15 protein-coding genes are annotated in these 12590 nt (G+C 55.7%); 7 read left to right on the top strand and 8 right to left on the bottom strand.

All coding sequences use genetic code 11. The annotated features are described in order from the left end of the window. Positions 1-9: 9 nt before the first annotated feature. The 7 genes from EL098_RS10765 to EL098_RS10735 form a co-directional block, all read right to left on the bottom strand. Entirely contained in the window at positions 10-897 is an 888-nt protein-coding gene (locus EL098_RS10765; protein WP_126356210.1) for a carbohydrate ABC transporter permease, read from the bottom strand. Further along, on the bottom strand, positions 887-1762 hold the full coding sequence (locus tag EL098_RS10760) for a carbohydrate ABC transporter permease (protein WP_126356209.1): 876 nt from the start codon (positions 1760-1762) through the stop codon (positions 887-889). The genes EL098_RS10765 and EL098_RS10760 overlap by 11 nt, the downstream gene beginning before the upstream one ends. 180 nt (positions 1763-1942) lie before the next feature. Beyond that, positions 1943-2245, bottom strand: a complete 303-nt coding sequence (locus EL098_RS10755; RefSeq protein ID WP_126356208.1) for a hypothetical protein — start codon at positions 2243-2245, stop codon at positions 1943-1945. Positions 2246-2348: 103 nt separating this feature from the next. Further along, the gene (locus tag EL098_RS10750) at positions 2349-3164 is read right to left on the bottom strand and encodes an ABC transporter permease (protein ID WP_126356207.1); all 816 of its coding nucleotides are present in this window, start codon (positions 3162-3164) and stop codon (positions 2349-2351) included. After that, a complete protein-coding gene (locus tag EL098_RS10745) occupies positions 3161-3994 on the bottom strand; it encodes an ABC transporter permease (protein ID WP_126356206.1) in 834 nt (277 codons plus the stop codon). Before EL098_RS10745 ends, EL098_RS10750 begins: the two co-directional genes overlap by 4 nt. A gap of 56 nt (positions 3995-4050) precedes the next feature. Continuing rightward, a complete protein-coding gene (locus EL098_RS10740) occupies positions 4051-5190 on the bottom strand; it encodes an ABC transporter substrate-binding protein (RefSeq protein ID WP_126356205.1) in 1140 nt (379 codons plus the stop codon). A 27-nt stretch (positions 5191-5217) separates the two neighbouring features. Next, positions 5218-6243 carry an ABC transporter ATP-binding protein gene (locus EL098_RS10735; RefSeq protein WP_126356204.1) on the bottom strand — a complete coding sequence of 342 codons (1026 nt, stop codon included), beginning with the start codon at positions 6241-6243 and terminating at the stop codon, positions 5218-5220. 157 nt (positions 6244-6400) lie between these two features. Between EL098_RS10735 and EL098_RS10730 the strand changes: the two genes are divergently transcribed. Genes EL098_RS10730 through EL098_RS10720 form a run of 3 tightly spaced genes read left to right on the top strand, consistent with a single transcriptional unit; the run spans position 6401 to position 8967 of the window. Further along, the gene (locus tag EL098_RS10730; RefSeq protein WP_126356203.1) at positions 6401-7171 is read left to right on the top strand and encodes an MBL fold metallo-hydrolase; all 771 of its coding nucleotides are present in this window, start codon (positions 6401-6403) and stop codon (positions 7169-7171) included. 8 nt (positions 7172-7179) lie between these two features. Continuing rightward, complete coding sequence (locus EL098_RS10725) at positions 7180-8187, top strand: LacI family DNA-binding transcriptional regulator (RefSeq protein WP_408609116.1); 1008 nt, start codon at positions 7180-7182, stop codon at positions 8185-8187. Between the two features lie 9 nt (positions 8188-8196). After that, the gene (locus tag EL098_RS10720; protein WP_126356201.1) at positions 8197-8967 is read left to right on the top strand and encodes an inositol monophosphatase family protein; all 771 of its coding nucleotides are present in this window, start codon (positions 8197-8199) and stop codon (positions 8965-8967) included. A 19-nt stretch (positions 8968-8986) separates the two neighbouring features. Here EL098_RS10720 and EL098_RS10715 read toward each other — a convergent pair whose 3' ends face one another. Next, on the bottom strand, positions 8987-9337 hold the full coding sequence (locus tag EL098_RS10715; protein WP_126356200.1) for an SH3 domain-containing protein: 351 nt from the start codon (positions 9335-9337) through the stop codon (positions 8987-8989). Between the two features lie 249 nt (positions 9338-9586). On the opposite strand from EL098_RS10715, the gene EL098_RS10710 reads away from it, so the two are divergent. The 4 genes from EL098_RS10710 (at position 9587) to EL098_RS10695 (ending at position 12573) form a co-directional block, all read left to right on the top strand. Continuing rightward, the gene (locus tag EL098_RS10710) at positions 9587-10981 is read left to right on the top strand and encodes a cytochrome ubiquinol oxidase subunit I (RefSeq protein WP_126356199.1); all 1395 of its coding nucleotides are present in this window, start codon (positions 9587-9589) and stop codon (positions 10979-10981) included. Then, positions 10981-11994 carry a cytochrome d ubiquinol oxidase subunit II gene (gene cydB, locus EL098_RS10705; RefSeq protein ID WP_126356198.1) on the top strand — a complete coding sequence of 338 codons (1014 nt, stop codon included), beginning with the start codon at positions 10981-10983 and terminating at the stop codon, positions 11992-11994. Before EL098_RS10710 ends, cydB begins: the two co-directional genes overlap by 1 nt. Next, complete coding sequence (locus tag EL098_RS10700) at positions 11994-12116, top strand: DUF2474 domain-containing protein (protein ID WP_126356197.1); 123 nt, start codon at positions 11994-11996, stop codon at positions 12114-12116. The genes cydB and EL098_RS10700 overlap by 1 nt, the downstream gene beginning before the upstream one ends. A 166-nt stretch (positions 12117-12282) precedes the next feature. Beyond that, positions 12283-12573 carry a hypothetical protein gene (locus tag EL098_RS10695; protein WP_126356196.1) on the top strand — a complete coding sequence of 97 codons (291 nt, stop codon included), beginning with the start codon at positions 12283-12285 and terminating at the stop codon, positions 12571-12573. Positions 12574-12590: the final 17 nt, after the last annotated feature.

Here is a 12590-nt window from a genome sequence, read left to right as displayed (position 1 = left end):
CTCAACTCCTTACTTGATACCTGAAAAACCAAAACTTCGCAGAAACTGTTTCTGGAAGGCGATAAAGGCGAGCATCAGCGGCAGGCAGACCATAATGGTTCCCGCACTGATAGTGCCCCACTGGCCGCCGGACTCGGCGCCCATAGCAAACGAAACCAGCCCGACCGTCAGCACCTGCTTATCCGGGTCGTTAAGCATCATCAGCGGCCACAGATACTCGTTCCAGTGGTAGGTAATGCTCACGGTGGCGAACGCCAACACCGACGGCCAGCACATCGGCAGCAGCACGCGGTAGAGCACCTGCCACCAGCGGCAGCCTTCCATCAGCGCGGCCTCCTCCAGCTCTTTGGGGATGGCAAGGAATGCCTGACGCATCAGGAACACGCCGAACGCGGAGGTGAAATAAGGCATCATCACGCCGGTCAGCGTATTGAGCAGCCCCAGCGCTTTTAGCGTCATCATGTTCGGCACCATCATCACCACCGGCATGATCATCAGCTGCACCAGAAACAGCAGAAACAGCGTCTGCTTGCCGCGAAATTCATGGCAGGCGAAAACGTACCCGGCGGTGGTTATGGTGACGAGCTGCACGAAGAAAGTACCGAAGCTGAATATCAGCGTGTTGGCATACAGGCTCAGCCAGTCGGCGCTCTGCCACGCCTCCCGGAAGTTATCCAGCGTCAGCGGAAAACGCGGCAGCACGGAAGCCATACCTTCCCCGAAGGTGCTGGTGCTAAAGGCCGAGGAAAGCATCCAGAGAAACGGGCTAACCCACAGCAAAGCCAGGCAGCACATCAGCACCGTCAGGGTGATGCCCTTTGATTTACGCAGGCGCAACCACAGCGGCTGCGGCACGCTACGCGCGTTGACAACGGGTGTAGAAAACTCAACGCTCATGGTGTGCGCCCCTTTCCAGCAGCTTGAGGTTAACGAACGAGAAGACAAACAGGCCAGCCAGCGTCAGGAAGGTGGCGGCGGAGGCTTTGCCTAAATCATGGGTATCCCAGGCAAGGCTCTGGATGTAATAAAGCAGCACGGTTGTAGCGTTATCCGGCCCGCCGCGCGTCATCACCGCAACGTGGTCGATTTGCGTAATCGAATAGATAAGCGCCGTAGTTATCACAAAGCTTAGCGTCGGGCGCAGCAGCGGCAGAGTGACCTTAAAGAACACCTGCCAGGAGGTTGCCCCCTCCATAATCGCCGCTTCACGCGCCGAAGAAGGCAGGCTTTGCAACCCTGCGAGGAAGAACAGCATGTAGTAACCGGCAAACTTCCATACGCCGATCAGCGCCAGAGCGTAGAGTGCGCTGTTGCTACGTCCGAGCCAGTTGTTATTCATCGGCCCGAACAGCTTCGCCAGATAGTAATCCAGCATGCCCATGCCCGGCATAAAGATGAACAGCCAAAGAGCCGCGGCGCTCACCATCGGGATAATCATCGGGAAGAAGAAAGCGGTACGCAGCCAACGGTTAATGCGGTGATTTTCCCACAGCGCTACCGCCAGCAGCAGCGCGAGCGTAACGCCCGGCACCACGGTCAACAGGATATAAACCAGGTTATTCACCAGCGACTTCCAGAACACCGGGTCGGCAAAGAGGCGAACATAATTGCCCATGCCCACATAAGCGCCAGCATCACCCGCCATACGGGTATCAAACAGGCTGTCATACACGGAGCGAACCAGAGGGAACCAGGTGAATAACAGTAAAAAGAGTAAAGACGGCGCGAGTATCAGCCAGGGAAGCCAGGGTCGTTTTGCCATTGTCCGAAAACCTGTCGGGGTCAGAAGGCAGTCAGTATGGGAGGGATTTATGGCAGAAACGTTACCGGGAAATGGCAGTTTTGCGGTAGAGAAAACAGGCAGCTCCACCTTGAAGTGATAACTGCCTGTCGTGCAAAGAGATTGTCTTTACAGGGATATATTCGTCAGAAAAGAAAAACGCTACTGCATTTCTGCCAGACTGGCTTTTTTGCTCTTGCGATTATAAAGGCACAGCTCTTTGCCCGGCACGGGGTTGCTGTTCTTAAACTTGTAGTTGCCTGAGATCACGAGCGCCGAATAACCCACGTCATCGCCGAAATCGGTGCGCTTACCTTCAATCTTTTTCTCCTGCAGCGCGCTGATCGCAAGGCAGCTTTTTTGTACGTCTTTGTCCAGTTGCTGCCATGCCGCCTCTGAGGAAGCCAGGCTGTTAAAGGCAGTGAGTAATACGGGAATTGCCACGAGCGCTAATCGCTTTTTCATAGTGACCTCGAAAAAAGGTGTTACGGAAATACCAGATCCTTCAGGCTGATAATCTATAGCAATATCAGCCCGGAATTATCTGTATTGTAGCCAATGCTCTCAATCACTTGCCCATCTTCGACAGCATTTCAGGGCGCATACACTTATGGATGACCAGCATAAACAGCAGCGAAGGCACCAGCAAAATCAGCGCCGTGATCGATGACACCTGGTAATTACCGGACATGCTGGCGTTATAGAGCAACAGCGGTAGCGTAGTGATGTCCGGAGCGCCGACAAAAAAGGTGCCGGTAAACTCATCCAGCGACTCGAGGAACACGAAGATACCGGCGGCCATAATTCCTGGGGACGCCTGCGGCAGCACGATGTACCAGAAGGTCAACAGCGGCCCGGCGCCAAGATTGCGTGATGCCCGTGCCTGCAGCGGATCGATAGCTGAAAATGCGGCAACGCAGATCCATATCGAGTACATCAGGCCATGTACGCTGTGCACCAGCACCACGCCAGCAACGGTGCCGTTAAGTCCCCACTGGTAGAAAAGCCGCGCGATATTCATGTAAACCGTCAGGTTCGGGAACGCCTGCGGAAGCAGAAACAGCAGCATAAACATCACCCTTAGCGGCATTGCCCGACGCGACAGCGCATAGCCTGCAGGAATGGAGATAATCAGGCAAACGAGTACCGACAGTACGGCAATAAACACGCTGGTCAGCAGAGAACCTGATACATCGCTGTAGGGGCTAAAAACCTGATACCAGTACTTTAATCCCCACTGGCTCGGCAGGGCATGCGGGTAAAACCAGCTTTCCGCCACCGTCCAAATCAGCAGGTTCAGCAGCGGGCCAAACATGGCAAACAGCATAAAGGCCAACAGCAGCGCCTGCAGCGGCAGACCGAGCCGCCCTTTTAGCCGCCTCATGACTCCCCTCCTTTCTGCCGCAGGCTGTGGCGCAGATAGAACCAGGAGAGCGCCCCGCAAATAACCAGCGAAATGACGCCAAGCGCGTTGGCAACCGCGTAGTCACTGTAAGAGTTAACCCGGAAGGCCATATCAACCGTCATCATCGTTGGCGTACCGGTGCCAATCATCAGCGGCACGGAGAGAACGGACATCATGATCACCGTCGACAGCACCAGCGCGACGCCGATGGCTGGCAGCACCTGCGGCAAAATAATGTCGAACAGAATGCGCAGGCGTGAAGCCCCTAAATTTTTGGCCGCCAGCATCTGCGCAGGCTCCAGCGCCGACATTGCGCCGCAGATTAGCAAGGTGGCAAACGCCAGCTGTTTCCAGACAAAGGTAACGATGATCCCTTTCCAGCCGAGCCAGGAAATTGTATCCAGCGGCTGCACCAGATCGCTGGCGACCAGCATGTTATTCATCAGGCCATTTTTGGCGAGGAAGGTACGCATCATCTGCGCGGCAACGATAAAAGGAATAAACAGCGGCAGCCGGTAAAGCACGCCCAGCAGCCGCACAACAAGACGGCAGGAAGAGAGCGTAATCACCGCAGATACCGTAATTGACAGCAACGCCAGCAGCGCAACCGACACCAGCACGATGAAAACCGTAAACAAAATGTCGTTCGAGTAAAGCGACAAAACTTTGGCGAAATGCTGCAAGGTGAACTCACCGGCGTCCGAGGTAAAGGCGGCAACCAGCGAGAACCCAAGGGGATAGAGGAACAGCACCACGATCATCAGCGCAGCGGGACTCACAAGCAGCAGATAGTTTAGCGAAACACGCATAGCGAACCTTAGAACTTAAACGCGATACCCAGCCGAAGCCGGGCACCGGAAAAAGATCAGTTAGAAACCTGGCTTTCGTAGCCTTCTTTGATGTCATCAAAGTAAGGCGCTATCGGGAAACTTTTTCCGTAATCGGCGAGCGCTTTCGGGGAGATCTCAGCGAATAGCTTGCTCCAGGTGGCATCGTCCAGCTTTGGCTTGACGTACTGCGCGTCGATGCCCGGATACCAGTTAAACTGCTTCACGATCCCGTCGGCCTGTACTTCCGGACTGGTTGCCAGCTCGATGAACTCTCGCGCCAGCTGAGGCTGCGCCGCTTTAGCCGGAGTGACGTAATACATTGGCTGCCCGGGCATCCCCGGCGATAGCAGAGCCAGCTTGATGGACGGCGGCAGCTTGCCCTGATCTTTCCAGGTGTAGAACATATCGACCCATACCGGCCCCATGGCTATTTCACCGCGAGTTAGCATGTCCAGCGTCCCGGCGTTGCCCGGCGTAAAGGTCACGTTTTTATTAAACGCTTTCAGCTTCTCAAAGGCCTGCGACCAGTTTGTCTCTACGCTCTTGTCATACGGCAAGGCAGATAAACGCCGGGCGTCTGTGCCATAAGCATAAATCCAGCCCACGACAAAGCTGACCCCGGACATGCCGTTTTTAATGCCGTTATAGCCAAAAGCCTGCGGGTGCTTCGCTGCCCAGGCCACCAGCTCATCATAGGAGGCCGGGGGCGTTTTCATGGTTTCGCTGTTCCAGGCGATGGCCGTTTGGCTCAAAAACATCGGCATCACATAGCCGTCTACGTTCACGCCCAGCGCGTTACTGGCATTGTCCGCCGTAACCATGCTGCCCGTTTTGATCTGCTGGCGGTATTTTTCCAGCAGCCCTTTTTCCACCAGTTCCCCGCCCGCTTTCTGGTGCACTACGGCAACATCAATGTCCCAGGTTTTCGCCCCGCTCTGCTGCTGCGCGCTCAGTTTTTCAATGATTTTATTCGAGCCAGCATCCCCGGGACCGGTGCCGACAACGCGTACTTTTACGCCCGGATGCGCAGCCTCGAACTTTGGCCCCAGCCAGGTTTTGACGTAATCCACCATATTTTGGTCACCCGCGGTGGCCACGTTTAAAACGGTTTCTGCCTGTACGCCATAGCTTAAAAACAGCGCCGTGACGGCGGCAATCCTGGTTTTAGCAAACATAATTACCCCTCAGAGAAAGAGAATGATTCAAGCCGTGTGGGACGAATTAAAAATATGCAGAGCCGACCCGGGAACATGCAGTCTGACCTCTGAATTCAGCGGTAAATTATCGGTGGAATCAGCATGAAAAAGCCGTTTCCGGCAGCGAATGGCATAGCGGTAGCTCTGGCCAATAAAAGCATTTTGCTCAACCACCCCTTCCAGCGTTAATCCATGCTCAGGAGCGTCTTTATTTAAAGATGAGAGTGCAGCATCTGAGCTTCTGAAATAAACCACCTGTCCCTTGTTATCATTTAGCAAGGCCAGGCCAAAGATATTCATTTCTTCTGCCGTAATGCGGTTATCAGCGCCCATAAAATCGGCGACAAAAGGCGTGGCAGGCTGCTGGTAAATCTCTTCCGGCGTGCCCGTTTGCTCAATTTCGCCATTGTTCAACACCACGATACGGTCAGCCATTACCAGCGCCTCCTGCTGATCGTGGGTTACAATCACCGAGGTAAAACCAAGTTTTTTCTGTAGCTGTTTGATTTCATGTCGGACACTCAGCCGAACTTTAGCGTCAAGGTTCGAGAGCGGCTCATCAAGCACCAGCACATCGGGCTCAATGGCTAGCGCACGCGCCAGCGCAACGCGCTGCCGCTGCCCGCCGGAAAGCTCGGTGATTTTCGCGCCAGCAAGGCCGTTAAGATTCACCATCTGCAAGAGCTCGAGCACTCTGGCCTGAATAGCCTCCCGACGCCATTTACGCAGTTTCAAGCCATAGCCAATATTTTGCTCTACCGTTAAATGCGGCCACAGCGCATAGCTTTGAAACACCATGGTGATATTGCGCTGTTCCGGCGGGCTTTGGGTTATTTCATTTCCAGCGACAACAATACGGCCCTGTTTGACGGGAATAAATCCACACAAGGCATTTAATAACGTCGTTTTCCCGCAGCCCGATGGGCCAAGTAGCGCAATCATCTCGCCTTTGTTTACGGCCAGATTAATATCCTTTAGCACCACCTTATCGCCATAACTAATTTGCAGGTGCGCCATTTCCAGGTAGCTCATAACGGTATCCGAAATGTCTGTTAACTTTTTTGCCCTGAATGAACACGTGTTCATTTCTCTGTAAAAAAAATGAAACGCCGATCAGAGATGATGTGCGCCTACTGTGGCGTGTCTTTATGACACTTTAATTAACCGCGAAATTTTTTAGCGAGGAATAATGAAAATCGACGTGCCTGGCTGCGGCAGCGCTTTCTCCCGCTGGCAAAATACTTCCGCGCTGCGGGTCATTGACGATGAGAACCGGCAATGGCTTATCGACTGCGGCCCTACCGTGCCTCGCGCGCTTTGGCAGCGCGGCGGCAACATCAATGATATCGACGTGCTGTTTTTTACCCATGTGCATCCGGATCACTGCACCGGGTTGCCAGCCCTGCTGAATCACTGGAAAAGCTTTAATCGCCAGAAAACTCTGGTGATTTACAGCCAGCCAGAGCAGCGGCAGGTCCTGATGCAGCTGGCGCTGCTCGCCAACTGGCCGGACAAAACGCTCTGCTTCCCTATTGAATGGCGCGACAGTGAAGCCGATTTCCACTGGCAGCACTGGCGCATTCGCACCGCGCCTACCCGCCATGAAATGACGAACCTTGCCGTACGCATTGATATCCGCCAACACAGCCTGTTCTACAGCGGCGACGGACGGCCAACTGAAAGCTCAATTTCGCTAATGGCAGGCGCCGATCTGGCGTTTCAGGAGTGTGCCTCGCTTTCGGCCCTGGCTGAGGATGCCTCCCACGGCGACTTTCCTGGCTGCCTGAAGTTGTTTAACTCGCTGGCGCTACCGTCTCTGGGACTGTATCACTGCAACGACGCAATTTTACCGGCGCTGAAGCTGGCCTGCCGTCCCTATCCCGGGCTTTTTGTGAGCCATGACGGCCTGCAGTACGACTTCCATCAGCAGCGTTTTTACACTGAGGATTACTTGCCTTGAGCCCGTCGATGCACAAACAAAGCGTTACCGCTGAAGACGTCGCCCGGCGTGCAGGCGTCTCCCGCGCCGTGGTTTCCCGCGCGCTAAGCAACAACGGCAGCATCTCTCCGGCAACGCGGGAGCGGGTTCTTCAGGTGGCTAAAGAGCTTGGGTATCAGGTGAATTTTCTGGCTCAGGGGCTTAACCGCAGACGCAGCCATTTGATTGGCGTCATCGTCTCGCGTATCGACGATCCGTTTCGCAGTAGCCTGCTCGACGGCCTTCTCGGCGAAATTCAACGTAACGGTTTCCAGGCGCTGGTGACGGAAATCCGCTCTGAGCAGGAGCTGGCGGAAACGCTGCGCCATTTCACCCAGTTCCGCGTGTCCGGCGTGATTGTCACCTCAGGCAAACCGCCCGAAGCGCTGGTGAGCGAATGTGTTCAGCAGCAGATCCCTGTCGTCGGCATCAACCGCCAGCCGGATATTCCCGGCGTGGATTATGTCTGTTCGGATAATGCCGCCGGGGCAATTCTGGCCGCAGAACAGCTGGTCAAAACCGGCTGCAGACGCTTTGGCTGGATCAACAATCATCACTCAACCTGGGCCGGCAGGATACGCGGCGAGGCTTTCCGGCTGGCCCTGAGCGAACGTGGCGTAGACGTCGATAACAATCTTGCTGCTCTGCTTTCCTCAGCAGAGGGCTATGAAGGAGGGTTACAGACGGCGGCAGGGCTCGAAGTGATCCCGCAGGGCATTTTCTGCGCCAACGCCCAGCTGGCCTGTGGTTTTCTTGACGGCATGCGCCAGCGCGGCAAAGATGCACCACAAGATTTTCAGCTTATTGGCTTCGACAACACGCCACAAACAGCGCAGTACAGCTACCGGCTCACCACCCTTAATCAGGATGTTGCCGAAATCTCACGACTGGCGCTGATGCATCTGCTGGAGCGCGCTCGTACCCCTTTACAGCCTTCACGCACCAGCTGGGTGAAGGTCGATTTGATTCACCGGCAGACGTCGTTTTCCCTAACCTAAGAGCAAAACATGACCGAACAGCAGCAGCAGGCGCTCTGCACGTTAATTCGCAAAGCAGGCGCTCGCGCCCAGGCGTTGCGAGATGCAGGGTTAAACATCGAGAATAAAGGTCGTCAGGATTTCGTCTCACAGGCGGACGTTCTGATTGAGCAAGAGATTAAAAATTGGCTGAAAATTCATTGTCCTCAGGACGGTTTTCTCGGTGAAGAAAGCGGGCTTGTTGAGGGCGAGCGCGGGATCTGGGTGCTTGACCCGGTTGACGGCACCACCAACTTTATTCTTGGCATGGACTATTGGTGTCTCTCTCTCGCCTGGGTCAGGCAGAACGTGATTGAGCTGGGGATTATCTATGCGCCCGATCGCGATGAGTTCTTTTTTGCCCGCCACGGCCAGGGAGCCTTTCTTAACGGCAAGCCTTTAAAGCTGCGGGAACCGTCACCGGAACGCGTGGTCATTGGCCTTGGCCGATCCAGCCGCGCGCCGGTTTCCCTCTATGCGCAAACCCTTGAGGCGGTGCTGAATGACGGCATGGAATATCGCCGCTTCGGCGCAGGAGCGTTGATGCTGGCGCACGTAGCGGCGGGTCAGATTCACGCCTACTACGAACAGCATATGAACAGCTGGGACGCGCTGGCCGGACTGCTGCTGATCGCGGAAGCCGGCGGCGTCAGCAACGCATTTCTCGCCGGTGACGGTCTGCTTCGCGGCAACCTGGTGCTGGCCGGCTGCAACGGCGTTCACGAAAGGTTGATGGCCCTGCTGGCCGACGGCATTGACTGACTGAGCGCTTTTCACGGCGCTAATCCCGGAGCAGAGCAACATTCTCATGGGGCACCCAGCCCCATTCGCCCCCGGACGTTTCCGCCCAGTACCAGTCGTTCAAAGAGCGTTTTACGCTTAGCTTTTCATCAACATTTACCGACAGCTCGTGCGCGTTGTAGTCTTCCAGACAGACTGCCCGATGCTGTCCGGCCTGCCTGAAAATTTGCTGCGGCGCCCAGCCGGACTTGCCGCTGGATAGCGTTACCCACACCCAGCCGCGCCATTCCAGATCGCTGTGGCTGATGGCGACAGTTTCATGCTGCTTTATTTGAATTGGGTCCGGAAAAGCGGAGAGATACTTCTTTGTCACGATAGCAATCCTGTTCACAATACGGCCTCCTTTGCTCAGTGAATAGCAAAAGCCTGGCACAGCGGCCTCAGTTTCGAAAGTTCCCTCAGTGCTGTTCCCGCTAAACCGCCCGGAAGGTCAAAAGTCTCCGACGTCTCGGCTACATTCTTGCCTTCGGCGCTAGTTTCCCTCAAAACTGTTATCCCTTTTTCCCGCCTCTCTGTTTCTACAACCCCGACGTGACGCGGCCTAAAATCTAGCCGAATAATTTGCTATGCGGAGTGCTGCATGTTCGGTTTAGATGCTTTTCACCTGGCGAGGATCCAGTTCGCTTTCACGGTCTCCTTCCACATCATTTTTCCCGCCATCACCATCGGCCTTGCCAGCTACCTCGCGGTGCTGGAAGGACTCTGGCTTAAGTCGAGGGACCCGGTTTATCGCTCGCTTTACCACTTCTGGTCGAAGATTTTCGCCGTCAACTTCGGCATGGGCGTGGTCTCCGGGCTGGTTATGGCCTACCAGTTTGGCACCAACTGGAGCGGCTTTTCACAGTTTGCAGGCAGCATTACCGGCCCGCTGCTGACCTACGAAGTGTTGACCGCCTTTTTTCTTGAGGCCGGTTTCCTTGGCGTCATGCTGTTCGGCTGGACCCGCGTCGGCCCCGGCCTGCACTTCTTCGCCACCTGCATGGTGGCGCTGGGCACCCTGATGTCCACTTTCTGGATCCTGGCGTCCAACAGCTGGATGCAGACGCCCCAGGGCTTTGAGATCCATAACGGCCAGGTGGTGCCTGTGGACTGGCTGGCGGTGGTGTTCAACCCCTCTTTCCCTTATCGCCTGCTGCATATGTCGGTCGCGGCGTTTCTCAGCAGCGCCTTCTTCGTCGGCGCCTCCGCGGCCTGGCATCTGCTGCGCGGTCACCGCACGCCAGCCATCAAAACCATGTTTTCCATGGCCCTGTGGATGGCGGTGATTGTCGCCCCCATACAGGCGATGATCGGCGATATGCACGGCCTGAACACGCTGAAACATCAGCCCGCCAAAATTGCCGCCATTGAGGGACACTGGGAAAACCACCCGGGCGAGCCAACGCCGCTGCTGCTGTTTGGCCTGCCGGATATGGCGCAGGAGCGCACGCGCTATGGCCTGGAAATTCCCGCGCTGGGCAGCCTGATCCTCACCCACAGCCTGGATAAACAGGTGCCGGCGCTAAAAGAATTCCCGAAAGAGGACCGCCCGAACTCGGCGATTGTCTTCTGGTCGTTCCGCGTGATGGCCGGGCTGGGCATGTTAATGATCCTGCTTGGCGTCGCCAGCCTGTGGCTTCGCTACCGCGATCGCCTGTTCGACAGCCGCCCGTTCCTGCATTTTGCGCTGTGGATGGGGCCGTCAGGGCTGATTGCGATCCTAGCCGGGTGGATCACCACCGAAGTGGGCCGCCAGCCGTGGGTGGTCTATGGCCTGCTGCGCACCAGAGACGCCGTCTCTGCGCACGGCACGCTGCAAATGAGCCTCAGCCTGGCCACCTTCTTTATTGTGTATATGTCGGTGTTCGGCGTCGGCTACGGCTACATGATCAGGCTTATCAAAAAAGGCCCGCAGCCGTTTGACGCCCCGCCCGCCGCCGGTACCCCGTCCCGCCCGCTTTCCGCGGTCGCCGAATCGTTTGAGGAGCCACGCTGATGGGCATCGATTTATCCGTTATCTGGTTTGTTATCATCGTCTTTTCCACCCTGATGTACATCGTGATGGACGGCTTTGACCTGGGGATTGGTATTCTGTTTCCGTTTATCCGCCGCGCGGAAGATCGCGACGTGATGGTGAACAGCGTGGCCCCGGTCTGGGACGGGAACGAAACCTGGCTGGTGCTCGGCGGCGCCGCGCTGTTTGGTGCCTTCCCACTGGCCTACGCGGTGATCGTCGACGCGCTGACTATCCCGCTCACGCTGATGCTTATCGGCCTGATTTTTCGCGGCGTCGCGTTTGAGTTTCGCTTTAAGGCCACGCCGGCGCACCGCCCTTTCTGGGATAACGCATTTCTGGCGGGCTCCATTCTGGCGACCTTCTGCCAGGGCATGGTTGTTGGGGCGGTCATTTCCGGTTTTTCAGTGACCGGACGTCATTTTTCCGGCGGGCCGCTCGACTGGCTGACGCCCTTCAACGTGTTCTGCGGCTCAGGGCTGGTCATCGCCTATGCGCTGCTTGGCGCCACCTGGCTGGTGATGAAGAGCGAAGATCCGCTGCAAAAAAGGATGCGGGCCCTCACGCCGGCGCTGCTGCTGGCGCTGCTGGCGGTGATTGCGGTCATCAGCCTCTGGACGCCGCTGCGTCAGCCGAACATTGCCGCACGCTGGTTCAGCCTGCCCAACCTGCTGTTCCTGCTGCCGGTCCCGCTGCTGGTCCTGCTTTGCAGCCTGAGGATCTGGCGCAGCGTCCGAAGGACGGACAGCCTGCATGCCACCCCGTTTGTGCTGACGCTGGGGCTTGTATTCCTCGGCTTCAGCGGCCTCGGCATCAGCATCTGGCCAACGATTATTCCGCCCGGCATCACGCTGTGGCAGGCCGCCGCGCCGCCGCAAAGTCAGGGCTTTATGCTGGTTGGCGCGCTGTTTATTATCCCGGTCATTCTGGTCTACACCTTCTGGAGCTACTACGTGTTCAGGGGGAAGGTGCAGCACGGTGAGGGCTACCACTGATGAAACAAACGGCAAGGAGAGTGTTATGGATGATTATTTTATGGAGCGCCAGCGTATTAGCGCTCGCGGCCGTGGGAATGGGATTCCGCCTGCTGATGACCGCGGCAGGGTTTAAATCTTAATTCACCGGACTAATAAGCGGAGAGGAAAAAAAATTTACTCCTCTCCGCTTCTGATTGATACAGAAAAGTGTCGACATTGATTTCCCTTAAAACTGTGCTAATTCTTTAATGCGTTAATGAGGAAATAAAGTTAACCCGTTCAATGAAATATTCAGAGGATGACACAATGAAATATCTGCTACCTGCCCTGGCTTTAACGTTGCTGGTTTCGTCACCTGTTTTTGCGGCAAAACAAATTACTCGAGAAGAATCATCTGGTTATACTAAAATCGGCGATTTGTCGCTGACCCAGGACGGCACGCCAACCGTCGGGCATAAAGATCTCTCTAAAGAGGTAAACCAGAAATGCGCTGAGCTGGGTAACGTGCAACCCGGCGATTGTTTTTATCGGATCGTGGCAACAGCGGGCGACGAATCAAATCATAAAAATATTAATATCGAAGTTTTCAAAAAATAAATAATATCACGGCCCGG

The sequence above is a fragment of the Cedecea lapagei genome (assembly GCF_900635955.1).
Taxonomy (GTDB): domain Bacteria; phylum Pseudomonadota; class Gammaproteobacteria; order Enterobacterales; family Enterobacteriaceae; genus Cedecea; species Cedecea lapagei.
Note: the sequence above shows the minus strand (reverse complement) of the source record. Positions and strands in the feature narration are given on the sequence as shown.